This is a genomic window from Candidatus Dedyshia acidiphila (assembly GCF_051025295.1).
Taxonomy (GTDB): domain Bacteria; phylum Acidobacteriota; class Terriglobia; order Terriglobales; family Acidobacteriaceae; genus KBS-83.
This window is the reverse complement of record NZ_JBMGJV010000040.1, coordinates 1-25790: the sequence shown is the minus strand read 5'-3', so window position 1 is coordinate 25790 and position 25790 is coordinate 1. Positions and strand designations below refer to the sequence as shown.

At 63.7% G+C, this 25790-nt stretch carries 20 protein-coding genes and 1 tRNA gene; 3 read left to right on the top strand and 18 right to left on the bottom strand.

Annotated features, from left to right (window positions below):
• Positions 1–30: 30 nt before the first annotated feature.
• Positions 31–2043, bottom strand: coding sequence for a DNA mismatch repair endonuclease MutL (gene mutL / locus AC5IJH_RS14845; RefSeq protein ID WP_491903609.1), 2013 nt, complete (start codon positions 2041–2043; stop codon positions 31–33).
• A gap of 231 nt (positions 2044–2274) precedes the next feature.
• Between mutL and AC5IJH_RS14840 the strand changes: the two genes are divergently transcribed.
• Positions 2275–2454, top strand: a complete 180-nt coding sequence (locus AC5IJH_RS14840; protein ID WP_491903608.1) for a hypothetical protein — start codon at positions 2275–2277, stop codon at positions 2452–2454.
• Positions 2455–2487: 33 nt separating this feature from the next.
• Here AC5IJH_RS14840 and pyk read toward each other — a convergent pair whose 3' ends face one another.
• Positions 2488–3999 carry a pyruvate kinase gene (gene pyk, locus AC5IJH_RS14835; protein ID WP_491903607.1) on the bottom strand — a complete coding sequence of 504 codons (1512 nt, stop codon included), beginning with the start codon at positions 3997–3999 and terminating at the stop codon, positions 2488–2490.
• Positions 4000–4103: 104 nt separating this feature from the next.
• Entirely contained in the window at positions 4104–4991 is an 888-nt protein-coding gene (locus AC5IJH_RS14830) for a YihY/virulence factor BrkB family protein (protein WP_491903606.1), read from the bottom strand.
• 325 nt (positions 4992–5316) lie between these two features.
• Between AC5IJH_RS14830 and bglX the strand changes: the two genes are divergently transcribed.
• Positions 5317–7581, top strand: a complete 2265-nt coding sequence (bglX, locus tag AC5IJH_RS14825) for a beta-glucosidase BglX (protein ID WP_491903605.1) — start codon at positions 5317–5319, stop codon at positions 7579–7581.
• 57 nt (positions 7582–7638) lie between these two features.
• Here the strand turns inward: bglX and AC5IJH_RS14820 are convergent, their stop codons facing one another.
• Complete coding sequence (locus AC5IJH_RS14820) at positions 7639–8145, bottom strand: thioredoxin family protein (RefSeq protein WP_491903604.1); 507 nt, start codon at positions 8143–8145, stop codon at positions 7639–7641.
• Positions 8146–8313: 168 nt separating this feature from the next.
• Between AC5IJH_RS14820 and AC5IJH_RS14815 the strand changes: the two genes are divergently transcribed.
• Positions 8314–8679, top strand: a complete 366-nt coding sequence (locus AC5IJH_RS14815; protein ID WP_491903603.1) for a hypothetical protein — start codon at positions 8314–8316, stop codon at positions 8677–8679.
• Positions 8680–8691: 12 nt separating this feature from the next.
• Here the strand turns inward: AC5IJH_RS14815 and AC5IJH_RS14810 are convergent, their stop codons facing one another.
• The 14 genes from AC5IJH_RS14810 to AC5IJH_RS14745 all read right to left on the bottom strand — a co-directional run.
• Complete coding sequence (locus AC5IJH_RS14810) at positions 8692–10191, bottom strand: DUF6798 domain-containing protein (protein WP_491903602.1); 1500 nt, start codon at positions 10189–10191, stop codon at positions 8692–8694.
• An 11-nt stretch (positions 10192–10202) separates the two neighbouring features.
• On the bottom strand, positions 10203–11183 hold the full coding sequence (locus tag AC5IJH_RS14805) for a UbiA family prenyltransferase (RefSeq protein WP_491903601.1): 981 nt from the start codon (positions 11181–11183) through the stop codon (positions 10203–10205).
• 251 nt (positions 11184–11434) lie between these two features.
• Entirely contained in the window at positions 11435–15625 is a 4191-nt protein-coding gene (gene rpoC / locus AC5IJH_RS14800) for a DNA-directed RNA polymerase subunit beta' (protein WP_491903600.1), read from the bottom strand.
• A gap of 176 nt (positions 15626–15801) precedes the next feature.
• Positions 15802–20169, bottom strand: coding sequence for a DNA-directed RNA polymerase subunit beta (rpoB, locus tag AC5IJH_RS14795; RefSeq protein ID WP_491903599.1), 4368 nt, complete (start codon positions 20167–20169; stop codon positions 15802–15804).
• Positions 20144–20287, bottom strand: a complete 144-nt coding sequence (locus tag AC5IJH_RS14790) for a hypothetical protein (RefSeq protein ID WP_491903598.1) — start codon at positions 20285–20287, stop codon at positions 20144–20146. The genes rpoB and AC5IJH_RS14790 overlap by 26 nt, the downstream gene beginning before the upstream one ends.
• Positions 20288–20938: 651 nt before the next feature.
• Positions 20939–21313, bottom strand: coding sequence for a 50S ribosomal protein L7/L12 (gene rplL, locus AC5IJH_RS14785; RefSeq protein WP_491903597.1), 375 nt, complete (start codon positions 21311–21313; stop codon positions 20939–20941).
• Between the two features lie 187 nt (positions 21314–21500).
• On the bottom strand, positions 21501–22199 hold the full coding sequence (gene rplJ, locus AC5IJH_RS14780; RefSeq protein ID WP_491903596.1) for a 50S ribosomal protein L10: 699 nt from the start codon (positions 22197–22199) through the stop codon (positions 21501–21503).
• Positions 22200–22310: 111 nt separating this feature from the next.
• On the bottom strand, positions 22311–23018 hold the full coding sequence (gene rplA, locus AC5IJH_RS14775; protein WP_491903620.1) for a 50S ribosomal protein L1: 708 nt from the start codon (positions 23016–23018) through the stop codon (positions 22311–22313).
• Positions 23019–23190: 172 nt separating this feature from the next.
• Complete coding sequence (gene rplK / locus AC5IJH_RS14770) at positions 23191–23628, bottom strand: 50S ribosomal protein L11 (protein WP_491903595.1); 438 nt, start codon at positions 23626–23628, stop codon at positions 23191–23193.
• A 133-nt stretch (positions 23629–23761) separates the two neighbouring features.
• Positions 23762–24397: a transcription termination/antitermination protein NusG gene (gene nusG, locus AC5IJH_RS14765; protein WP_491903594.1), complete on the bottom strand. Its 636-nt coding sequence runs from the start codon at positions 24395–24397 to the stop codon at positions 23762–23764.
• Between the two features lie 21 nt (positions 24398–24418).
• The gene (secE, locus tag AC5IJH_RS14760) at positions 24419–24709 is read right to left on the bottom strand and encodes a preprotein translocase subunit SecE (protein WP_491903593.1); all 291 of its coding nucleotides are present in this window, start codon (positions 24707–24709) and stop codon (positions 24419–24421) included.
• Between the two features lie 78 nt (positions 24710–24787).
• Positions 24788–24863 (bottom strand) — tRNA-Trp (locus AC5IJH_RS14755).
• A 79-nt stretch (positions 24864–24942) separates the two neighbouring features.
• On the bottom strand, positions 24943–25092 hold the full coding sequence (rpmG, locus tag AC5IJH_RS14750; RefSeq protein WP_491903592.1) for a 50S ribosomal protein L33: 150 nt from the start codon (positions 25090–25092) through the stop codon (positions 24943–24945).
• Positions 25093–25368: 276 nt separating this feature from the next.
• Positions 25369–25790, bottom strand: a 422-nt coding sequence (locus AC5IJH_RS14745) for an EF-Tu C-terminal domain-related protein (RefSeq protein ID WP_491903591.1), incomplete at its 5' end; no start/stop codon positions are given.

Below are 25790 nucleotides of genomic sequence, written 5' to 3'. Positions count from 1 at the left end.
GAGATGAAAAGAGGAGCGCACCGCAGGGAGTTAGATCCGGTGAAAGGCGCGCTCGATGTCCTTCCAAGAATAACGCAGCGCGATGGGCCGGCCGTGCGGGCAGCTCGTCGGCAGCTCGGTCTTGCCCAGCTCGGCGAGCAGCCACGTCATGCGCTCGGGGTCGAGCGGCATGTTGATCTTGATGGCGGCGTGGCAGGCGATCGAGGCAGCGATGCGGGCCCGCGCCGCGCTGAGGTTCTCCTGCTGATCGAGCCGGTCGCTCTGCTCGAGCACTTCGATCAGCATGCGCTCGAGCTCGCGGCCTTCGAGGCCGACCGGCGCTGCCTTGATGGCGAGCGTGCGTGGACCGAACGGCTCTGCCTCGAAGCCGTTGCGCTCGAGCTCTGCCGCGATCTGCGCAAAGGTGACCATCTGGGCCGGTGTGAGGTCGATCAGGATGGGCATGAGGAGGCGCTGGCGCTCGACCTGCTCGACGGCACGCGCGCGCAGCACCTTCTCGAACAGTACGCGCTCGTGCGCGACATGCTGATCGATGATCCAGAGGCCTTCCTCGTTGGTGGCGAGGATGAACGATTCACGCAACTGTCCCAGTGGCTTGAGCGAGGCGAGCGCGTGCAGGCTCCCGGCGTCTTCGCCGGTGATGGAATGGCCGCCCGGCGCGGAGGCGAGCGGCTGCGCGGCTGCGCCATTTCCGTTGGCGGTGATTGCAGCGACGGCTGCGGCCAGACCTGCGGTGGCCAGACCTGCGGTGGCCAGACCGGCGCTGGTGTTGGCGGCAACGTCAATCGGCAGGGCTGCGGTGAAGTCGAGGCGCTGCGCGGTGGGCAGGATCGGCGGCGGCGTCAGCACGAGGCGCTCCGCGTCATCAGCCTCGGGAGCGGGCGCCGACTCCGGTGCGCCGGGCAGTGCGGAGACGCCGGGCAGCAACGAGGGTGAGGCGACCGCGTGCGTTTCGAGCGCCGTGAGGAAGCCCATGGCGGGGCGCGCCTGGATCAGCTTGCGACGGAGCGTGTCGCGCACGAAGGCGTGGATCGCGCTGGGCTGGCGGAAGCGCACCTCGGTCTTCGCGGGATGGACGTTGACGTCGACCTCCTCCGGCGGCATCTCGAGAAAGAGCAGCACGACAGGAAACGACGTAGGCGGCAGGATGTTGCGATAGGCCTCCGAGATGGCGTGCAGCAGCAGGCGATCGCGCACGAGGCGTCGGTTGACGAACGAGTAGATCGAATTGCGATTGAGCTTTTCGAGCTCCGGCTTCGAGGTGAAGCCGCTCAGCCGCAGATGGCCCGGAGTGGGTGGCTCGTAGTCGGCATCCTGCTTCCAGGGTGGCGGCGCGGGCAGTCCGACGCGCTCGAGATCGACCTCAGCGGCGACGGGCAGCAACTGGTCGAGCGTCTCGCGGCCGAAGATCTGGAAGATGCGGTCGGCGGGGTCGGCGACCGGCGGCGCATCGAGCAAGGTGTGGGTCGAGGTGTGCAGCGAGACGTGCTTGCCGGGATGCGCGAGCGCGTAGTGTGTCACCAGTGCGGTGACGTGTGACAGCTCCGTCGTCTCTGACTTGAGGAACTTGCGCCGCGCCGGCGTATTGAAGAAGAGGTCGCGCACGGCGATGGTGGTGCCCGGCGGCAGGCCGGCATCGTCGACGCGGTGCATGCGGCCGCCGACGATCTCGATGTGGGTGCCGGCAGGTTCCTCCGCGGCACGGGTGTCGAGTTCGAGGCGCGAGATGGAGGCGATGGACGGCAGCGCCTCGCCGCGAAAGCCGAGGGTCGCGATCGAGAGCAGGTCGTCCGAGGTGCGGAGCTTCGAGGTGGCGTGGCGCTCAAACGCGAGCAGCGCATCGTCGCGCATCATGCCGCAGCCGTCATCGACGATGCGGATCAGCTTGCGTCCGCCGCCCTCGATCTCGACGCGGATGCGTTGGGCACCGGCATCGAGCGCGTTCTCGAGCAGCTCCTTGACCACCGACGCAGGCCGGTCCACCACCTCGCCCGCGGCGATCTGGTTGGCGACCTGGTCAGAGAGAACACGGATGCGGCCCATAGCTAAATGGTAAGGCAGAGCGCACCAATCATCTTCCAGGGTGGTACTCCGTTAGGATGGCGCGACCAAGGATGTACGGCGAGGACAATGACAGACGAGCGAAAGACTGATGAGGTGAGGCAGATCGCGGAAGCGCTACTAGCTGGTCGCGTCGGAACTATACAGGCCGCACGAATGCTCCTGCCTTTCGTTCTTGACGACCCTTCATCCGCATCGGAGGACGATAGAAGAATGGTGATCGCGATCGAAAGCGAAACAGATGACCTGCCCATCGGCAAGGTGAGATCCGAATGGGATGAACATGCCCTTGCTGAAAAGTATGGCGAAATCGAAAGGTGCGAAGCCCTCTGGAGAGAGAGTATGAAAGGCGCGTGCGAGCGAATACTACTGCGCACCCGCCCAGTCCAGTGATCATTCGATCTGAACGAAACGCTTATTCTCCGCTTAGACCGTGGTGAGCTCCTGCGTGACCTTCTCCTCATGCTGGCCGGGCAGACGGTCGCCGAGCACGTGCAGACGCAGGAAGTTGGTGGAGCCGGTCAGGGTGCGGGTGCCGGCGACGATGCCGAGAATCTCCTGCGGCTTCACGTAACCGCCTGAGGTCAGAATATCTTCGGCGGTCTCGACCATCGACTCGGTCGTGGTGAACTTGGCGCAGCACACGGGGTGTACGCCCCACAGAAGGTTCATGCGGCGGATGACCTTGGGCACGCTCGAGAGCGCGTAGATCGGCGGCTTGGGACGCCACTTCGAGAGCTGGCGGGCGGTGGTGCCAGTCTCGGTGAAGACGGCGATGGCGGCGATGTCGAGATCTTCGGCGGCATGCGCCATCGACTCGCAGATGGTCTCGGAGATCGACAGCCGGACGTGGCGCGAGGTCGGCCGGCCGAAGGTTGGGTCGGCCAGCATCTGCTGCTCGCTCTCGATCACGATGCGGTCCATCATCTTGACGGCTTCGACGGGATACTTGCCGGCAGCAGACTCGGCAGAGAGCATCACGGCGTCGGTGCCGTCATAGACGGCGTTCGCGACGTCGGAGGCTTCGGCGCGGGTGGGCCGCGGGTTTTCGATCATCGATTCGAGCATCTGGGTCGCGGTGATGACGGGCTTGCGATATTCGCTGGCGCGGCGGATGACGCGCTTTTGCAGTGCAGGCACCTTCTCCGGCGGCACTTCGACGCCGAGGTCGCCACGTGCGACCATCACGCCGTCGGCGATCTCGAGGATGCCTTCGAGGTGCTCGATCGCCTGCGGCTTTTCGAGCTTCGCGATCAGCCAGATGTCGCCGCCGAGAGCGCGGGCGCGCTCGCGGGTGTAGCGGATGTCCTCAGCCGTGCGCACAAAGGACACCGCGATTGCGTCGACATCGTTCTCGATACAGAACTTGAGATCGACCTCGTCCTTTTCGGTCAGCGATGGTGTCTTGACGGGGATGCCGGGGAGGTTGATGCCCTTGCTCTCGCCGAGCAGGCCGCCGTTGATGACGACGGTCTCCACGTCCGCGCCATGGATCGCGGTGACGTGCAGCTCGATCAGGCCATCGGACAGCAGGATGCGCGCGCCGGGTGTCAGGTTCTCGGCCAGCGTGGTGAAGGTGGTGCTCACCACGGTGGCATTGCCGGCGATCTCACGCGGCGTGATGGTGAGGGTCTGCCCGGCGACGAGCTGCACGGGGGTGCGGTTCTCCAGCTTGCCGGTGCGGATCTTCGGTCCCTGCAGATCGCCGAGGATGCAGAGGGGCTTGCCCTCGTCTTCGGCGACTTTGCGCACCATCTTGATCAGCTCGAGCTTCTGCTCATGGGTGCCGTGGGAGAAGTTCAGCCGGGCAACGTCCAGCCCGGCGCGCACCAGTTCGCGAAAGGTGACTTCGCTGCTCGAGGCAGGGCCCAGGGTGGCGACGATCTTGGTCCGGCGTTCCGACGTGGAGGAGAAGAAAGCACTTTCGGGAGGAAGCATCAGGGAGCACTCCAACCCCTCTCCGGTCCTTGCGGGACCTCCGGGGGCCTGTTGTTTGACGGTCAAGGTATCGGACACATTCTACTCGCAACGTTTTCCCGGGGTCAGGGCAGGGTCAGCTCGGGTTGGGGTGTGGCGAGGTTGGCGGCGAGCCGGTCGGCAGCGACCTGGGCGTTGTATTCGCCGCCGAAGAACACGCTGAGCGCGGTGATGTAGAGCCAGACCAGTGTGGCGACCGCCGTGCCGAGCGAGCCGTAGATGATGCTGTAGTCGGCAAAGCGGGTGACATACCAGCCGAAGATCAGGGTGGTCAGGAACCAGATGACGGCGGAGACGATGGCGCCGGGCAGGACCTCGCGCCAGTGCTGCCGCCGCGGGGTGCCGAAGCGGTAGATCAAGGCGAGCACGGCGGCGGTGGTGAGCAGCGCCATGGACCAGCGGGACATGCGCCCCAGCAGCAGGAGATAGGGCTGGTAGTCATGCGCGGCGATGTCGAGGACCCAGCCCTCGATCTGGTGGCCGAAGGCGACGAGGACGGTGGCCACGGCGGCGGGCAGGAGGCAGCTGGGGATCAGGAAGAAGGCGATGACGCGCTCGCGTGCCTGCGTCCACTCGGTACGCGTGTCGTCGAAGACGGACGGGGCATAAGCGCGGCGCAGCCCCTGCAGAAATGAGGTCATGAGCCCCATGCACCCGAAGAGACTGACCAGCACGGCCGAGGTGAGCGCCTGGAGCGAGCGCGCATGGCGCGCGTTGAAGTAGTCCTGGACAGAGTCGATGGCGTTGCCGGGGAGGAAGTCGGCGAGTGCGGCGCGGATCTCACCGACCAGGCTGTCGGTCTGCGGCACCAGCGCGAGCACGGTGGTGAGCACGAGCAGCGCCGGGAAGAGGCCGAGGATCGCCGAGTAGGCCGCGGCCTTCGCCAGGGTGAGAACGTCGTGCGAGAGGGCGTGCAGGGTGGCACGCCGCAGTTGCTGGAGGGCGCGCAGCATAGCGTTCCTCAAGGGTACCGCTGCGGGCCGGTGCAAGGAAGCGTCTATCCGGACACCTGGGCCGGAGACCTGCGCCGGAGACCAGGCCCGACATTTGGGCCAGACACCTGCCGCGCGATCCAGAGACTTGGGACGGGGGTACCGGCTGTGTGCGGGACGGGAGCCGCGACGAGTTCGGCTGGTAGGATGGCGGTGGCCTCCATCCTGGAAACACCGTCGGGAGATTCTCTGTTGAACGCACGCGCCCGCCGCTCTTTGCTTGCTGCTGCCCTCGTCTTCACGCTGAGCTGCGGAGCGAGCTTCGCCCCCGCACAGATGGGCCGCTTTGGACGGCGCTCCAAGACGACACCGCCCCCCCCCGCCGCCCACCGCGCCGCATGCCAACGCACAGCTCGCGGACAAGAAACTGAATGCGCGCGTCGATGCGCTGCTCGGGCAGATGACCACGGACGAGAAGATCGGCCAGTTGGTGCTCTACACCAGTGGCAGCACGATCACGGGGCCCGGCGGCGAGAAGCTCGACTACGACAGCATGCTGGCGAAGGGCGAGATCGGCGGGCTATTCAACGTGGTCGGCGCCGAAGCGACGAATCGCTTCCAGCACATCGCGGTTGAGAAGTCGCGGCTGCATATTCCTCTGCTGTTCGGCCTCGACGTGATCCACGGCCAGCACACCACGTTCCCGGTGCCCCTGGCGCTGGCGGCGAGCTTCGATGCCAACCTGGTGGAGCAGACCGCTCACCGCGCCGCTGTGGAGTCGCGGCAGGACGGCATCAACTGGGTCTACTCACCGATGGTGGACATTGCACGCGATGCGCGGTGGGGCCGCATCGTTGAGAGCGCTGGTGAAGATCCGTACCTGGGCAGCGCGATTGCGCGCGCGTACGTGCGTGGCTATCAGCAGGGCGACCTGTCGAAGCCGGATTCGGTGGCGACCTCGGTGAAGCACTTCGCTGCGTACGGCGCGGCGGAGGCGGGACGCGACTACAACACGGTGGACATGTCGGAGATCCGGCTGCGCCAGGTGTACCTGCCGCCCTACAAGGCAGCGATCGATGAAGGCGCAGCGACAGTGATGTCGGCCTTCAACACGATCAACGGTGTGCCGGCGACGGCCAATCCGTTCACGCTGACACGCATCCTGCGCAAGGAGTGGGGCTTTGACGGGCTGGTGGTCAGCGACTACGGCGCCGTGGCCGAGCTGATGAAGCACGGCATTGCCGGCGATGGCGCAACGGCTGCGCGCAAGGCAGTGACGGCAGGCGTGGACATGGATATGGAGAGCAATCTCTACCACACGCGTCTCGCGGCGCTGGTGCAGAGCGGCGAAGTGCCTATGCCGGTGATTGACGAAGCCGTGCGCCGCATTCTGCGCGTGAAGTTCGCACTCGGTCTGTTCGAGCACCCGTACACCGACGAGGGCAAGCCGGCCTACACGCCGAGCGACGAGCAGCGCAACCTGGCCCGCAAGGCAGCGGAGGAGAGCTTCGTCCTGCTGAAGAACGAAGCCATCACGGGCACCGGACGGCTGCTGCCGCTGGCGAGCGATCTGAAGTCCGTGGCGTTAATTGGACCGCTGGCGGATGACGCGCCGGACATGCTCGGATCGTGGAGTGCGCAGGGCGACCCGGCGAATGTGACCACGCTGCGCAGCGCGCTCGAGAAGCGGCTGGGCAAGAAGCTCACTTACGAAAAAGGCACCGACGTGATGGGCACGGACACGGCTGGCTTCGCGGCCGCAGTGACCGCAGCGAAGAATGCTTCGCTGGTGGTGCTCGCGCTAGGGGAGTCCGGACCGACGATGTCCGGCGAGGCGAGCAGCCGCACGCAACTCGAACTGCCGGGCAATCAGCGGCAGTTGATGGAAGCGGTGGTCGCTGCGGGCAAGCCCGTCGTATTGGTGCTGTTCAACGGGCGACCCGCCGCGGTGCCGTGGGCCGCGAAGAACGTTCCGGCAATTCTCGAAGCGTGGTTCCCGGGCATCGAAGCCGGACCTGCGCTGGCCCGCGTGCTGATGGGCGAGATCAGTCCGTCGGGCAAGCTGCCGGTCGAGTTTCCGTACGACGCGGGGCAGGAGCCTCTCTACCTCGCGCAGCTGCCGACCGGCCGTCCAGCCGGCGATGCCGACCTGACGCATCCACCGACCGGTCACGGTGACAAATACCTCTCGCGCTACATCGATACGCCGAACGATCCGCTGTTTCCCTTCGGTTGGGGTCTGTCGTACGCGCAGTTCACATACACCAACGTGAACATCAGCCAGAGTGGCGGCACCAGTCGCGATGTGGGGCAGATCACGATCAGCGCCGATGTGAGGAATGTATCGAGCGTGCCGGGGACAGAGGTGGCGCAGCTCTACCTGCACAACACGGTCGCCAGTGTGTCGCAGCCGGTGCGCGAGTTGAAGGGATTTCAGCGGATGCAGCTACAGCCCGGGCAGACGCAGCACATAGAGTTCAAGCTCGGCTTTGACGACCTGGCGTTCTACAACGCCGAGGTGAAGCGAGTGGTGGAGCCGGGCACGTTCGATGTGTACGTGGGCGGAAGCTCGCAGGCCGAAAAGGCCGGCAGCTTCAACGTGCTGCACTAACGATGGAAGGCAAAAAGACGCGAGGCCCGATCGGACCTCGCGTTTTTTTTTGTCTGATCAGCGTGTGCCGCGCGTCGGCTTCCACTGATTGAGGAACGTGGTCACGTCACCAGACTGGAGCGAGCGCATCTTCTCAAACTCGCCATGCGTCTGCGCGTAGAGCACTTTGCCGGTCGGCGAGAGGATGACGAGCGCGGGCACGCCCTTCTGGAGCGGGATACCGTACTGATCGGCGAGATCGCGATTCACGTCATAGCGGCCGATGTTGACATCGACCAGTTCGAAGTTCTTCGCCAGCAGATCGGCGTTCGCGGGCTCGTGGAAGTAGATATCGAGCACCTGGCAGTCACCGCACCAGTTGCCACCGAAGTCGACGATCACATTCTTGTGCTCGGCCTTCGCGCGAACGAGCGCCTGGTGCAACTGCGCCTTCGCCAATGACGGATCGGGATAGATCACCCGGCCACCGCCCTGCGCCAAAGCGGATGCAGCGACAGTCAGGACCCCGGCAAGTACAGCCGCCTTGCTCAACGCACTCCGGACTGCAGTCGTTGCCTTCACCATCTGACTTCCTCCTCGACCACCGATACGCATGAGACTCCCTGGATCGCTGGCAAGTTACTGAATTCCAGGTCCAAAAATGCCGGCGACGCGCAGCCTAGACCTGCATCTTACCTCTGCGCGCTGGCTGAAACAGTCGTAGACGCGCACTGATTCCGTGGAGGAGACCCGATGAACGCAATGGGAACCGCAGTGGGAACGAAGATCGGAAGCAAGCTGTGCGGCGCCCTTCTGGCCGCGACCATGCTGGCCGGCACACCCGGCATGATTCACGCACAGACCGCGGATGAACGCGCGCGCGCTGAGCAGAATGCCTATGACAAGCGTCACCACAACACGGCGAAGACGATCGGCGGCACGGCGGCGGCCGGTGCACTGATCGGCGGGCTCGCCGGCGGCGGCAAGGGAGCGCTGATCGGTGCTGGTGCTGGCGCGGGTGCCGGCTACGCGGGCGACCGCGTGCGCAAGCACTACGGCACCAAGAAGCGCGCGCGCCGGATGCGCGAGCGCCGTACCTATCGCCGTCGCGCCGACTAGTCAAATCTCTCGTTAGCGTGGCTGGGTGAGTCGGCACACGGCGACGGCGGTGTTCGCGTAGGGGCAGTCGAGGCCCGGCTGCTGCCGTCGTTCGACGACCACCCACGTCACGGGGCTGCGTGTCGCGAGCGAGGCGAACTGCGGCGCTGTCCAACTCTCCCACCCATGAGTGAGTTGCTGCTCACGAGCCCACTCGGGTGCGGCCTGGGGGAACACGGACGCGACGCCGCTGTCCTTGACCCAGTCTGCCAGCATGCTGCGTCGCGCGAGTGCGCGGAAACCATGCGTGTCCTCTGCAGGCAGCCAGAGATAGCGCGGCGGCAGCGCGAAGACGGCATCTTCTGGCGTGTGTTCGCGCGTCCAGCGGAAGGCCTGCACCCACGGGTTGGTGGTGGCGCGGCCGGGCAGCTCGAGGTGCTCGCTCGCCGGGTACAACGAGCGGTCGAGGACATACATGCCGACGTTGATTGCGCCGAACAGGACAAGCCAGCGCCACACACTCGACCGCAGCAGAAACTCGCCGGCGAGGCCGCCGAGCAGTACGAACATGACGATGTAGATCAGGTGGAACGAGCGCATAGGTTGCAGGCGCACGAAGTAGTCGAAGACCGGACTCGCGCTGAAGAGGAGGAAGACCGCAGTCGAGAGCAGCGCGAGGATGACAAGGGCACGACACAGCCTCTTGACGACCGGAGTGATGAATGGGCGACGCAGGCGACCGATCGCCACCAGCAGGAGCACCGGCATGATCGCGCCGACCCAGTCGTACCAGGGCCAGGACCACGCAAAGAAAAAGCTGCGCGCGTAGAGCGTCTCGCGGTAGGGATCCTGCGCTGCGCCGAGATGAAATCCGGACGGCAGCGCGGCGGCGAGCGCGCTCTCGGGCGATGGACGTGCGGCGAGCGACGATCCGAACCGCGGCAACGACAGCAGGATCACCAACCCGAGCCCGTACATGGCCATCTGTGGATGAACCAGCGCGGTCGCAAGCAGCAGCGCAGCGGCAGACCACCGCTTGTCCGCCAGAAAGGCTGCAATCGCGAGCACGGTGAGCGGTGTCGAGAGCGAGCGCGCCGTGAGATACGCGTCCATGATGGGCAGTGCCGTGCCGGCGACCTGCGTCGGCAGCACGGAGGCGAGCAGCAATGTGCCGCCCCAGCGCGCGCGCTGCGTGGTGAAGCAGACAGCGGCGAGCCGGTCCGCAGCGAGGATCAGCAGGAAGACGCCGAGCAGGTGATAGGCGAGCACCGTCCAGTCGACGGAGGCGTGCAGCAGCCGCGCTGTTCCCCCCACAACCGGTGAGAAGACCGACATGTGCGCGTGCAGCAGGAAGAACATCTGCCCGAAGGGAAAGAGCTGCGGGTGAGCGACATGCTCGACTGCAGGGATGTAGATGGCGCCGTCATCCGTGCCGAAGTGGTAGCCCTGCACGGCGACCATTACCAGGCTGAGGAGAACGAGGAGGACGATGCGAACGGGCAGGCGTTCGACTCGGCGGCTGATGCTACTCACGGACGATTGACCTACTTCGAAACAGACTTGGCGAACATTTCCGACAGGAGCGGTATGTGCGCGAAGAGGAGTATGCCCGAGAGCACGATGCAAAGTCCGAAGAGAAGCATCAAGCGGGTCTCCGTGATCAATCGCTCGGGGTTCTGCACGGGACTATCCGGCTTGAACGCAAGATTGAAGTAGACCGCCATGAGCAGCGCGATAACCGGGAAGGCGAGCACCAGCTCGAGCTTGTACCGCATGATGAACGCGCCGAAGAAGAGCATGGAACTCGCAGCGTAGAAGACGACGGAGTTCAGTAGACTCCGCTCCGAGTAATACATGAAGGATCGACGGTAGAACCCGGCGCACTCGGGGCCGATCTGCCGATATTCACTGAACCGCTTCAGCGCCATGAAGTAGGCGCCCAGGAGCCAGTACGTGATCAGCACCGACACCGGCGGAACCACGACGGACGTGATCATGTACCAGCCGGCGCAGAAACGAATTGGGTTGTTCAGCGCTTCTGATGTGACGTCGAGGTAAGGTACGTCTTTCGTCCGGACGGGTGGAATGTTGTACAGGCAGCCCATGATCCACAAGCAAAGGCAGCAGACAAACAGGCCCGTCGACACACGATGGGCCAGGAACAAGCCCATACCACCGAGCGCCAGCCAAAGCTGGTAGGCGAGTACCTCATTGACGTCACCGCACGCGGCGGGGCGAAGCCGCTTCGTGGGGTGCATGCGATCCGTGGGGGCGTCGAGTACCTCGTTCAGCACGTAGTTGCTGCTGGCCACGAGAGTGATGGAGATCAGGCCGAGGATGCAATGGCCCCAAAGCGACGGGGTCAGAACGGCCGAACTCATCATGGCTGCCAGGACGATGCCCGGGAGAACAAAGACCTGCTTGAGGGAGTGGTCCAGTCGCATTAACTGGAGGTAAGGGCGAATCCGCTGCCGAGCGGAAACCGTCACCCGCGGGGAGAGCTGCTCAATTCTGGTGTTGCGCATGTTCGATATGGCTGTCTCTCCAGGAGGCGTGCGCGGGTCTGTCCAGAGAGTCTAGCGGAACCGCAAGGAGTCCGGCTAGAGCGTCCGGTGAACTGTCGTTTGCCTTGCGGAGCGCGGATGAACCAACGGAAGACCGGGCGCGGGTATCTCGATGGCAGGGTCGGCTGGTGAATAGCTCCAGCAAAAAAGAAAGGAGCGAGCCGGAATGGCTCGCTCCTTTGGATGAGCGGTTGTTGAGGAGCAAGGGGGCCTTATTCGGCCGCCAGCTCTTCGGCTTCGCCTTCCTGCCGCATCAATTCGAGCTCGCGCTCCTCGGCTTCGTGCGCGGCCGTGACTTCTTCCTGGACGCGCTGCGCTGCCTCTTCGAGTTCGGGCGAGAGCTGGATGTTGCGGTAGAACTCCATGCCGGTGCCGGCCGGAATCAGGCGGCCGACGATGACGTTTTCCTTGAGGCCGCGGAGTCCGTCGATGGCACCGTTGATCGATGCCTCGGTGAGGACGCGCGTGGTCTCCTGGAAGGATGCAGCGGAGATGAAGGAGTCGGTCGAGAGCGAAGCCTTGGTGATACCGAGCAGCAGCGGACGGCCCACAGCAGGGCGGCCCCCTTCGGTCATCACGCGCTCGTTCTCCAGCCGGAAGCGGAAGCGATCCACCTGCTGCTCGAGCAGGAAGTTGGTGTCGCCGACCTCTTCGACCTTCACCCAGCGGAGCATCTGCCGGACGATGGTTTCGATGTGCTTGTCCGAGATGGTGACGCCCTGCAGACGGTAGACTTCCTGGATTTCGTTCACCAGGTACGCCTGCAGCTCCTTCTCGCCGAGCACCGCAAGGATGTCGTGCGGGTTGAGCGGACCATCCATCAACGGTTCGCCCGCTTTCAGACGCTCGCCTTCCTGCACGTTGACGTGAACGCCGCGCGGTACGGAGTATTCCTTCTCCTCACCGTTTTCTGCGGCCACGTAGATCTTGCGCTGACCCTTGCTGACTTCACCGAAGCGGACCACACCATCGATCTCGCTGATGATGGCAGTCTCGCGCGGCTTACGCGCTTCGAACAGTTCGACGACGCGCGGCAGACCGCCGGTGATGTCCTTGGTGCGGGTGGTCTCACGCGGGATCTTGGCCAGGATGTCGCCCGGGAAGACCTCGTCGCCGTCCTGGATCATCAAGTGTGCGCGGCTGGGCATGAGGTAACGCTTGGTTCCCTTGGCGCCCTTGATGATGACAGCCGGCTGACGCTTCTCATCCGGTGCATCGGCCACGACCAGGCGGGAGAGACCAGTGACCTCGTCCACCTCTTCGTTGAGCGTGATGCCTTCCTGCAGGTCCTTGAACTGCACCGTGCCGCCGATCTCGGTGAGGATGGCGAAGGTGTAAGGATCCCACTCTGCCAGCGACTGCCCGAGAGCGACCTGTGCGCCGTCTTCGACCTTGAGCTTCGCGCCGTAGACGATCTGGTAGCGCTCCTTCTCGCGGCCACGCTCGTCCACCACAGCGATTGCGCCGGAGCGGTTCATCGCGACCAGATCACCGGCCTTAGAGCGCACGGTGGTCAGGTTGATCAAGCGCACGATGCCGGGGTTCTTGGCATCGAGGTGCGACTGCTCGGAGACGCGGGAGGCCGTGCCGCCGATGTGGAAGGTACGCATGGTGAGCTGCGTGCCCGGCTCGCCGATGGACTGCGCGGCGATGACGCCGACAGCCTCACCGAGCTCGACCGTGCGGCCAGAGGCCAGGTTGCGGCCGTAGCAGCGTACGCACACGCCGCGCTTGGACTCGCAGGTGAGCACGGAGCGAATCTTCACCCGCTCGATGCCCGCGGCCTGGATGGCGGACGCGAGGTCCTCGTCGATCTCCTGGTTCACTTCGACGATGGTCTTGCCCTCGTAGTCCTTGATCTTCTCGAGCGAGACGCGGCCGATGATGCGGTCGCGCAGCGGCTCGATGATCTCGCCCGATTCGACGATCGGCATCACGTAGATGCCTTCCGCCGTGCCGCAGTCCGGCTCGGAGACGATGACGTCCTGCGCCACGTCGACGAGGCGACGCGTGAGGTAGCCAGAGTCCGCCGTCTTGAGCGCCGTGTCGGCCAGACCCTTGCGGGCGCCGTGGGTCGAGATGAAGTACTCGAGCACGGTGAGACCTTCGCGGAAGTTCGCCTTGATGGGCGTTTCGATGATCTCGCCCGACGGCTTCGCCATCAGACCGCGCATGCCGGAGAGCTGACGGATCTGCTGTTTCGATCCGCGAGCGCCGGAGTCGGCCATGATGTAGATCGGGTTCATGGCGCCCGCCTTGTCGGCGGACTTCATGTTGTCGAACATCTCATCGGCGACCTTTTCGGTGACCGCTGACCAGATCTGGATGACCTTGTTGTTGCGCTCGCCGTTGGTGATGGCGCCGTCCAGGTACTGCTGCTGGACCGCCACTGCCTGCCGCTCTGCATCGCGCACGGTCGGCCCCTTGGAATCAGGGATGACCATGTCGTCGAGACCGACGGACAGACCGGAGCGTGTCGCGTACTGGAAGCCGAGCTCCTTGACGCGATCGAGCGTCTTCACCGTCACCTCGAGACCGAGGTTCAGGTAGCAGTAGTTGACCAGCTGGCCGATGCCCTTCTTCTTCAGCAGGCCATTGACGTACGGCATGCCTTCCGGCAGAGCGTCGTTCAGGATGGCGCGGCCGACCGTGGTCGAGATGAATTGCTTGTCGTACTCGACCGGCTCGGTGTGCGTGAGGTCCTGATCGTCGTAGGCCGTGGTCATGTCGAGCACCGGGCCGGTGTAGCGCAGACGGATCGGCGTCAGCGTCTCGACTTCCTTGGCTTCGAGCGCCATCAGGACTTCTTCGATGTTGGCGAAGGCACGGCCCTCACCGCGACCACCCTTCTTCGCCTTGGTCAGGTAGTAGAGACCGAGCACCATGTCCTGCGTCGGCACGGTGATCGGCTGACCCGATGCGGGCGACAGGATGTTGTGCGAGGCCAGCATGAGCACACTGGCTTCGACCTGCGCCTCAGGCGACAGCGGAATGTGCACGGCCATCTGGTCGCCGTCGAAGTCGGCGTTGAAGGCGGTGCAGACGAGCGGGTGAATCTTGATAGCCTTGCCTTCGACGAGCACCGGCTCAAACGCCTGGATGCCGAGGCGGTGGAGCGTTGGTGCGCGGTTCAGCAGCACCGGGTGGTCCTTGATGACTTCTTCAAGGATGTCCCACACGATGGGCTTCTGCAGCTCGACCATTTCCTTGGCCTGCTTGATGGTGTCGCACTGCCCGGTCTGCTCGAGCCGGTGATAGATGAACGGCTTGAACAGTTCGAGCGCCATCTTCTTCGGCAGGCCGCACTGGTGCAGCTTCAGCTCGGGGCCGACCACGATGACCGAACGGCCGGAGTAGTCGACGCGCTTGCCGAGCAGGTTCTGACGGAAGCGGCCCTGCTTGCCCTTGAGCGTGTCAGAGAGCGACTTGAGCGGACGGTTGTTTGCACCGCGCAGCACGCGGCCACGGCGGCCGTTGTCGAACAGCGCGTCGACGGCCTCCTGCAGCATGCGCTTTTCGTTGCGCACAATCACCTCAGGCGCATGGAGGTCCATGAGCTTCTTGAGGCGGTTGTTGCGGTTGATGACGCGGCGATACAGATCGTTCAGATCGGACGTGGCGAAGCGGCCGCCGTCGAGTGGCACCAACGGGCGCAGCTCAGGCGGGATCACCGGGATCACGTCCAGGATCATCCACTGCGGCTTGTTGCCCGACTTGCGGAACGCCTCGACGACCTTGAGCCGCTTCGCGTACTTCAGGCGCTTCTGCAGCGAGGTCTCGATCTTCATGCGCTCGCGCAGCTCGATCGAGATTTCGTCAACGTTGACGCGCTTGAGCAGCTCCTTGATCGCCTCGGCGCCCATCATGCCCTTGAAGCCGGAGGGGCGGTACTGCTGGTCGAGTTCGCGGAACTGGTTCTCGTCCTTGATGATGTCGCGCTCCTTGACGGGCGCGTCACCCGGATCGACGACGACGTAGGACTCGAAGTAGAGCACGCTCTCGAGATCGCGCAGCGAGATGTCGAGCAGGTGGCCGATACGCGAGGGCAGGCCCTTGAAGAACCACACATGCGAGCAGGGCGAGGCCAGCTCGATGTGGCCCAGGCGCTCACGCCGGACCTTGGTGACGGTGACTTCAACGCCGCACTTGTCGCAGATGACGCCGCGGTGCTTCATGCGCTTGTACTTGCCGCAGAGGCACTCCCAGTCGGTAACGGGTCCGAAGATGCGGGCGCAGAACAGCCCGTCCCGCTCCGGCTTGAAGGTGCGGTAGTTGATGGTCTCAGGCTTGGTGACCTCGCCATGCGACCAGGAGCGAATTTTCTCCGGGCTCGCGAGCGAGATCTTGATCGAATCGAAATCGGTGATCGGGCTGGTCAGTTCGAACGGGCTGGAACGGTACAAGACGTCCTCCAGTGCGGAAAGCAGCTACTAGCCTCTAGCTCCGAGCTTCTAGCCACTGCCGCGGTTACTTCCATCTGTCACTGCGACGCGTTGCGCTGCGCCGCGAAAAACTAAGCTGTTCTGGTGCGTTGGGCCGCCGGTCGTCGCCGTTGAAAGCGAGGACCGGCGGCACTGCACTAATCGGCTGCTGCGAGCTGCGGGATCGGCTCGTGCTTCTTGTCCGCGCCGCCCTTGACCTTGACCAGCTCGACATCGAGGCAGAGCGCCTGCAGCTCGCGGATGAGCACGTTGAACGACTCGGGCACGCCCGGCTCGATCGCTGCCTCGCCCTTGACGATGGCCTCGTAGATCTTGGTGCGGCCATAGACGTCATCGGACTTCGCGGTGAGCAGCTCCTGCAGGATGTAGGCGGCGCCATACGCTTCGAGCGCCCACACTTCCATCTCGCCGAAGCGCTGTCCGCCGAACTGCGCCTTGCCGCCCAGCGGCTGCTGGGTGATGAGCGAGTACGGTCCGATCGAACGCGCGTGGATCTTGTCGTCGACCAGGTGCGACAGCTTGAGCATGTAGATGTAGCCCACGGTGGCCGGCTGTTCGAACTCTTCACCGGTCATGCCGTCAAACAGCGGCGTCTTGCCGGAGGTCGGCAGCCCTGCAGACTCGAGCAGTGCCTTGATCTCCGTCTCGCGCGCGCCGTCGAACACCGCGGTGCCGAACCAGATGCCCCGCTGCATGCCGGCTGCGACACGCATCAACTGCTGATCGTCGAGGTCGAGCAACAGCTTGCGGACAGCCGTGTTCTTGAAGCGCTCTTCGACCATCTTGCGCACTTCGTTGGCATCCTGCGACTGCTTGACCAGAGCCGCGACCTGCTCGCCCAGCTTGTGCGCCGCCCAGCCCAGGTGCGTTTCGAGCACCTGGCCTACGTTCATACGGGAGGGCACACCGAGCGGGTTGAGCACGATCTCGACCGGCTGCCCGTCGGGCAGATACGGCATGTCTTCCTCAGGAAGAATGCGCGCGATCACGCCCTTGTTGCCGTGACGGCCGGCCATCTTGTCACCGACGGAGAGCTTGCGCTTCATCGCGATGTAGATCTTGACCAGCTTGATCACGCCCGGCGCCAGTTCGTCGCCCTTTTGCAGCTTCGAGATTTTGTCGTTGGTGATCTTGCGTAGCACATCGATCTGACGCGAGGTCATCTCCTCGATCTCGTCGATCTGCTCATTCACCCGCGGATCCTTGTCGGCAAAGCGGATGCGCTTCAGGTTGCGGGTCGAAATCAGCTCGATCGTCTCGCGATCGATCATCGCGCCCTTGGTGACGAGGCGCTTGTTGGTGCGCTCGTCGTGGAGGTCGGCCAGCACTTCCTTGCCGCCCAGGATCGACTCGAGACGCTTCAAACGCTCGTCGGTGAGAATGCGGATCTCATCGGCGAGGTTCTTCTCGAGCTTCTCAATCTGCTCGGCTTCGATCTGCTTGGCGCGCTCGTCCTTCTCCTGGCCCTTGCGGGAGAAGATGCGGACGTCGACCACCGTGCCTTCGATACCCGGAGGGCAGGTGAGCGAAGCATCGCGCACATCGCCGGCCTTTTCACCGAAGATCGCACGCAGCAGCTTCTCTTCCGGCGTCAGCTGGGTCTCGCCCTTCGGCGTGACCTTACCGACGAGGATGTCGTTGTGCTTGATCTTCGCGCCGATGCGGATGATGCCGCTCTCGTCCAGATCGCGCAGCGCCGATTCCGAGACGTTCGGAATGTCGCGCGTGATCTCTTCCGGCCCGAGCTTGGTGTCGCGCGCCTCGATCTCAAACTCCTCGATGTGGATCGAGGTGTAGTAGTCCTCCCGGACCAGCTTCTCCGAGATCAGGATCGCGTCCTCGAAGTTGTACCCGCGCCAGGGCATGAAGGCCACGAGCACGTTGCGGCCGAGTGCGAGCTCGCCCTGCTCCGTGCACGGACCGTCGGCGATCACCTGCCCCTTCAGCACGCGGTCGCCATGGCGCACGATCGGCTTCTGGTTGATGCAGGTGTTCTGGTTCGAGCGCTTGAACTTCGTGAGCTGGTAGATGTCCGATCCCACCTCGCGCGACATCTGCGTCGGGTGGTGCTCACCCTCGACGCGAACGATGATGCGCTCGGAGTCGACCGAATCGATCACCCCATTGCGCTTGGCCAGGATGACGGCGCCGGAGTCGCGCGCAGTCACGCCTTCCATGCCGGTGCCCACAAAGGGAGCCTCGGCGACGAGCAGCGGCACGGACTGGCGCTGCATGTTGGCGCCCATCAGTGCGCGGTTCGCATCGTCATGCTCGAGGAACGGCACGAGCGAGGCGGCCACGGAGACGAGCTGCTTCGGGCTGACGTCGACATAGTCGACCTCGGCGCGATTCACCAGCACGAAGTTGCCGGCACGACGCGCGTTGACCAGGTCTTCGAGGATGCGACCTTCTGCATCGAGCTCGACGTTTGCCTGTGCGATGGTGTGACGGTCCTCTTCCCAGGCCGAGAGATAGAAGGAGAACGGATCAACATCGATCTGCCGCTTGCCTTCCTTCTTGAGGCGCGCGTTCAGCTTGTGCGCCTCAGCCTTTTCGATGGTGTCGCCGACGCGCATGCCGCTCTCGCCCGCATTCACCACCTGCACGAAGTCGAGCAGCTGGCCGTCACGGACGCGGCGGTAGGGCGACTCGATGAAGCCGTATTCGTTGATCCGCGCAAAGCACGACAGCGAGCTGATCAGGCCGATGTTCGGACCTTCCGGCGTCTCGATCGGGCAGATGCGGCCGTAGTGCGTCGGGTGCACGTCGCGCACCTCGAAGCCGGCACGCTCACGCGACAGACCGCCGGGCCCAAGGGCCGAGAGACGCCGCTTGTGCGTGATCTCGGACAGCGGGTTGGTCTGATCCATGAACTGCGAGAGCTGCGAAGAGCCGAAGAACTCGCGAATCGCAGCCATCACAGGCTTGGCATTGATGAGGTCGTGCGGCATCGCCGTCGACATCTCCTGGTACACGCTCATCTTTTCCTTGATGGCGCGTTCCATGCGGACCAGGCCGATGCGGAACTGGTTCTCCATCAGCTCACCGACCGCGCGGACGCGGCGGTTGCCAAGGTGATCGATGTCATCGACCAGACCGATGTTGCGGCGCAGCTTGAGCAGGTACGTGATCGTGGCGTAGAAATCTGCCGGGGTCAGCGTGCGGTGATCGAGCGGCGTCGCGTCCTGGTTCTCGTAGAGCTTGATGTTGAACTTGAGCCGGCCCACGCGCGAGAAGTCGTACTTGCGCGGATCGAAGAACATGCCTTCGAACAGAGCCGTCGCCGTGTCGAGCGTTGGCGGATCGCCCGGACGCAGCTTGCGGTAGATCTCGATCAGCGCCTCTTCCGGCTTGCGCACGGAGTCGCGCCGCAGCGTGTTGGTGATGATGTTGCCCACCTCGTCACGCTCGGGGAAGAAGACCTGGACCTCGGTGACGCCCGACTCCATGATCTTGTGCAGCTTGTCGGCCGTCAGCTCATGGTTCGCCTCGAGCAGCACTTCGCCGGTCGTGGTGTCGACGACATCGGCAGCCGTCATCGCGCCGTCAAGTTCAGCCGTCTCGACCTCGACACGCTCGATCTTGGCATTGCGCAGCGCCTTCATGATCGACGCAGTGACCTTGCGGCCGGAGTGCGCGATCTCATCCGAGCCATGGAGCACAGCGTGCGCCGGCTTCGCGCCGAGCAGGTGCGTGGTCTTCGTCGCATCCTGATTCACGGTCCAGTGGAGCTTGCCGCCCTCGAGCTGAATCGTGTCGACGGTGTAGAAGGTCTTGAGGATCTCCTCGTCCGAACGCAGGCCGAGGGCGCGCAGGAAGATGGTGCCGAGGAACTTGCGCTTGCGATCGATGCGGACGTAGAGAGTGTTCTTCTGGTCGTACTCGAACTCCACCCACGACCCGCGGTACGGGATGATCTTGCCGAGGAAGTAGGTGCGCGCGTTCGCCGTCTCAAAGAAGACGCCGGGCGAGCGGTGGAGCTGCGACACGATGACGCGCTCGGTGCCGTTGACGATAAAGGTGCCGTTCTGACTCATCAGCGGAATGTCGCCGAAGAAGACCTCCTGCTCCTTGATGTCGCGCACCGTCTTGGCGCCGGTTTCGGCGTCCTTGTCGTAGATGGTCAGGCGGACCGTGACCTTGAGCGGGGCCGAGTAGGTCATGCCGCGCTCTTCGCACTCTGCCTGGTCGTACTTCAACTGCAGGCCGACCGGGTCACCGCACTTGTTGCAGAAGTCCGGGGTGTTCTTGTTGTAGGTGCCGCAGTGATGGCAGAGCACATCGCCGGGGTGGAACGGATCGGTGATCACCATCGAACCGCAGTTGACGCAGGCGGTACGCAGGTGATGCAGACCTTTCAGGTGGCCGCACTTGCACTCCCAGTTGCCGATCGCGTAGTCCACAAAGTCGAGCTGCGAGATGTTGCGGAAATCGGTGATCGGGAAGACAGAGGTGAACACCGACTGCAGCCCGTTGTCCTCACGCTCGGAGGGCAACTTGTCCATCTGCAAAAAAACGCTCGTAGCTGCGCCGCTGCACTTCGATCAGGTTCGGGATCTGGATGGAGGTAGGGATTTTGGAAAAGTCGAGGCGGCTGCGAAGGGCGCGGGTTTCACTGGACATGCTTCACTCCTCAAGGCCCGGTTCAGGGAGGCAGACCACTCCTCTGCCCAGGCCTGGCAGAAGAGCGGCAGAGTGTGATCGGGCGCGTTCGGTCCGCGAATCCGGCCGCCTCTCAGAGGGCCGGCCGCTTGAGCCGCGCACGATGGTGACTACGATCGGGCAACTTACCCGAGGCCCGAAGGCGTCTCAAGCGGGTTGCCGGTATCCCTGAAGCAGGCGGGGAGCCGTCAGGGGTCAAGCGCGGGCGGGAATCTCCCTGGCCGAAGACTTACGGGGGTACGGGGACGCTGACGCCAGGAATGACAAAAGCCCGTGAAGACAGAACGTCTCACGAGCGTCACAACCTCTTTGTGCACCTGGCAGAAGCAGAATGTCCTTTATGTTGCGCCGACCCAACCCACCCGCGAGAAAGCAGCCCTGCTGAAACGACGATCGCCCTGCACTCCCGCCGCCAGGATGCAGATGCGCCGGCTTCACAAGCCGGGAAATCCGGTTGCTTTGCCTGCACCCGTCCCGGAAGACTGCAATACGGGAACCAAGGGACAGCAAAGCGGAACGCACAAGTCAGAGTGTAGCGCGTTCCGCTTTGGCAAGCAAGTTGCTAGGGCGACATTTCTCTGCCGCCCAGACAACTGCCCATCGTGCCCGGGTTTACTTGATCTCGATGCCGGCCACACCATCGAACTTCTTCTTGATGGTCTCGGCTTCGTCCTTCGAGATGTTTTCCTTGAGCGGCTTGGGGGCGCCGTCCACCAGGTCCTTGGCTTCCTTCAGACCGAGCGAGGTGACCTCGCGTACAGCCTTGATGGTGTTGATCTTGTTGGCGCCCGCGTCCTTGAGGATCACGGTGAACTCGGTCTTCTCTTCGACCGGAGCCGCCGCGGCCGCGCCGCCACCCGCCACCATCACCGGAGCTGCTGCCGCGGCCGACACGCCGAGACGCTCTTCCAGCTTCTTCACCAGGGCGGCCGCGTCCAGCAGGCTCAGCCCGACAATCTGCTCTTCCAACTGCTGCAGGTCTGCCATTGTCTCTCTCCACTGACCAGGCTCTGCCCGGTCATCCAAATCGTTGTCGCTATCTGTTGATCGCCATGCCGCCCCAGTCTCCCGAGAGCCGCCTGCTAACCCGCCGCCGTCGGTTTCCGTTGTGCCCAGACCAGCACCCCGCGACCAGCAAGTGAAACACTCCACCGGCCTTGCGGCCGGAATCCCTTTAGCCTTCGGCCGGCGCCTCGCTGGCCGCCGCCTCGTTCTGCGACGTCGCCGCCGATGCAGCCTCGACCGGCGTCGCTGCCGCCGGAGCCGCTGCTTCGGAGGTTGCTGCTTCCGGAGCTGCTGCGTCTGTCGCCGCAGCTTCGGGGGCTGCTGCCGCCGCGCTCGCTCCACCGGCAAACTTGTTCTGCTCGACCGCCTGGTTAATCACCACCGCCAGATCGCGGCCTGCGGCTGCCATCACTGTCGCCAGGCGCTGTGCCGGGGCATTGATCAGGAAGAGCAGCTTCGAGAACAGCTCGTCCTTGCCTGGCATGGTCGCAAGCTGCTTGATCTCTTCGACACTGATGAGCTTGCCGTCGACGATGCCCAGCTTGAAGGTGAACTCGGCGTTCTCCCCCACCCAGGTCGAGATCGCCTTGGTCAGCGCCACCGGATCGCCCGAGGTATATGCCACCGAGGAGACGCCCTTGAGCCCCTGCAGGGCCGCCTCGACCTGCGTGCCCTTGGCTGCGCGGCCGGCCAGCTTGTTCTTGAGCACGCGGTACTTGCCGCCTGCATCGCGGATAACCTTCCGCAGCGCGTAATCCTGGGACACGGTCAGCTTCGCAAAGGTGCCCACGATCGCACTGGTCGAGCCTTCCAGCTCTGCTGCCAGCGCCGTCACCTTCTCTGCCTTCTTCTGCTTCGTCAATGCCATAACAAGCCTCTAGCTTCCAGCTACTTGCTCCCAGCCTCATCCGCTCATGGCGGCGATTCGCCCCTTCCGCTCGGAAAGCTCAGGGACTAGAAGGTGGAAAGCTGCTCTTCGTTACTTGGCTGCTGCGTCCGCGACCGCGCTGTCGAGCGAGATGCCCGGGCCCATGGTCGAGCTCAGCGTGATGCCCTTGACGTACTTGCCCTTCGCAGCGGCCGGCTTCGCGCGCATCACGCTCGTGATAACGGTGCGCGCATTGTCGACCAGCTTCTCGGGCGTGAACGACAGCTTGCCCACCGGAACGTGCACCAGGGCGGTCTTGTCTGTGCGGAACTCGACCTTACCGGCCTTGATCTCGCGAATCGCCGAAGCGACATCGTTCGTGACCGTGCCGGTCTTCGGATTCGGCATCAGGCCGCGCGGTCCGAGCACCTTGCCCAGACGGCCGACCGAACGCATCATGTCCGGCGTCGCGATCAGCGCGTCGAAGTCGGTCCAGCTTTCCTTCTGAATCTTCTCGACCAGCTCTTCGCCACCGACGATGTCCGCGCCCGCCGCCTCGGCATCGCGCAGGCGATCGCCCGAGGTGATGACCGCGACCTTCTTCGTCTTGCCCAACCCGTGCGGCAGCACGACGGTGCCACGCACCATCTGGTCGGCATGCTTTGGGTCAACGCCCAGGCGCAGCGTCAGATCGACGGTCTCGTCGAACTTCGCAAATTTGACCTTCTGGAGGAGCGGTACCGCGTCTTCCAAGCTGTAGGGCCGGAGCTCCACAGCGGCGCGCGCCTTCGCCATATTCTTCGTCAGCTTCTTTGCCATCGTTCCCTCGTCTTCCACCGCCGCACCCGGCAGGGCCTCAAGCCCTGAACTCACCAGCCGAAGCCGCGAGCCGTGCAACCGTGGTCTATGCGACACGCATGAGAAGTCTCACACGCAGTCTTTGATTATCGCCGAGTCTGACAGATTGTCAAAATCGAAATGCAGGAATCCGTTACGCCGTGACCCGGATGCCCATCGAGCGGGCCGTGCCCTTGATGCTCTTGATCGCCGACTCGACCGAAGCGGCGTTCAGATCCGGCATCTTCTGGGTCGCGATCTCACGTACCTGGGCCTCGGTCACGGTGCCTGCCTCGGTCTTGTTCGGTGTGCCCGAACCCTTGGCGGCCCCGGCTGCCTTTTTGAGCAGCACCGCGGCCGGCGGAGTCTTGGTGACAAAGGTGAAGGTGCGATCGACGTAGACCGTGATCACCACCGGGATGATGAGGCCGGCCATCTCCTTGTTCTGCGTGCGTGCGTTGAACTGCTTGCAGAACTCCATGATGTTGACCTGCGCCTGGCCGAGCGCGGGCCCGACCGGCGGCGCGGGGGTCGCCTTGCCGGCTTCAATCTGCAGCTTGACCTGCGTCTGGATCTTCTTAACTGGCGGCATTGCTCTGTAACCTTCCTTAACAGCAGCTTCTCGCTGCTAGCTCCCGGCTTCTCGCCAGGGCGATTCCAACCCAACCATTTGCGGCGCTGTGAACTCGCCCGCGCTTCCCGATGCAACAGCTAGCTAGAAGCTGCTATTCCACTGACTTCTCGACCTTGCCGAACTCGAGTTCGACGGGGGTCGAGCGGCCGAAGATCGTGACCATCACCTTGAGCGTCTCGCGATCTTCATTGACCTCGTCGACCACGCCATTGAAGTTCGCGAACGGCCCTTCGGTGATGCGGACCGACTCGTTCTTCTCGAACTTGATCTTGAGCCGCGGCTTGTCCTTCGACACGTCGCTGCGGAAGATGATCGAGCTGACTTCCTGCTCGGTCAGCGAGACCGGCTTGTCGCCGGTGCCGAGAAAGCCGGTGACGCGCGGCGTGTTCTTGATGACGTGCCAGAGATCGTTGTCGAGATCCATCTCGACCAGCACGTAGCCGGGCAGGAACACCCGCTCGACCGTGCGCTTCTTGCCGTTGACGATCTCTGTGACCGGCTCGGTCGGGATCATCACGCGGCCAATCTTGTTCTGCAGGCCAAACGCATGCACGCGGCCTTCGAGCGATTCCTTCACCTTCCGCTCAAAGCCGGAGTAGGCATGGATGATGTACCACTTGAAGCGCTCGTTGACCGGGGGCGCAAGCTGCTCCTGGCCCTCTGCGCCTTCCGGCACGGGTGGCACTTCCCCTTCGGGCAGATTGCTCTGGATGTTCTCGTCCGTCATCGCTTGATTCTCACCTTCGACCTACTGCCCGGCGCCGAGCAAATTCAGCAGATGCTTCATCACGAAGGCGATGCCCCCGTCGATGACATAGAAATACGCGGCAAAGGCGAACACGGTGACAATCACCACCGCTGTCGTTGACCGCACTTCGGCGCGCGATGGCGTCACGACCTTGCGCATCTCGCTGCGCACATCGCGCAGGAAGCTGGTCGAGCGGTCCCAGGTGCCGGCCAACTGGCTCGTCGGCTGGGGGGACTGCCCCGACTGCTTGGACTCCGTCCGCTCGCTGGTTGCTGCTATCGCCTTCGCCATCCCGATCCTTCTCTCACGTCAACGACTGATGCGGCTCCTGCCCGTTTCAGGCCGGTACGCTCGCGCTTGTTTCTCAATTGGCAGGGGCGCTCGGATTCGAACCGAGAAGTTCGGTTTTGGAGACCGACAGTTTAACCATTGAGCTTACGCCCCTGTGGTGTGGGTCGGAAGAGGCCGTCTCCCCGACCCGAGACTCTGCGCCCCGAAGGGCGCCATCGCCTGGACGGCCAGTCCTACTTGGTTTCCTTGTGCGGCGTGTGCTTGCGGCAGCGGTTACAGAACTTCTTGAACTCGAGCCGACCGGTGGTCGTCTTCTTGTTCTTCGTCGTCGAGTAGTTCCGCTCCTTACAATCCGGGCACTGCAATGTCACGATTTCACGCATCTGTCTATCCTAACCGATCCTGTCTTGACTTTCTGATCCTAACGACCGCGACGTCCAGCGCTCCAATGATGCCCAAGGCTACGGCGGGAACAACGAAGAACGCACCCGTCACGCCGGAGGACATGGCTCGCCCATCCCTCACGAATAGATCGTCCCGATACCCCTCTTGACGCCAGTACCGTGTTTCAGCCACATGCGCCGCGAGAGGTGCCAGCAAAAAGAGCACCAAAGCTACGCCAAGGAGCACTTTTTGCCGGGTTTTCACGTTTCTCTGCCCTACTTCAAGATCTCGGTGATGGTGCCAGCGCCGACGGTGCGGCCGCCTTCGCGGATCGCGAACCTGAGACCCTTCTCCATCGCCACCGGGGTGTGCAGCTCGATCTCCAAGGCGATGTTGTCGCCCGGCATCACCATCTCCGTGCCCTCCGGCAGCTTCGCCGTCCCCGTCACATCCGTCGTCCGGAAGTAGAACTGCGGACGGTAGCCGTTGAAGAACGGCGTATGACGGCCACCCTCTTCCTTCGACAACACGTAGATCTCACCCTTGAACTTGGTGTGCGGCGTGATCGAGCCCGGCTTCGCCAACACCATGCCACGCTCCACGTCTTCCTTCGCGATGCCACGCAAGAGCAGTCCGGCATTGTCGCCCGCACGGCCCTCATCCAGCTGCTTCTTGAACATCTCGACGCCCGTCACCA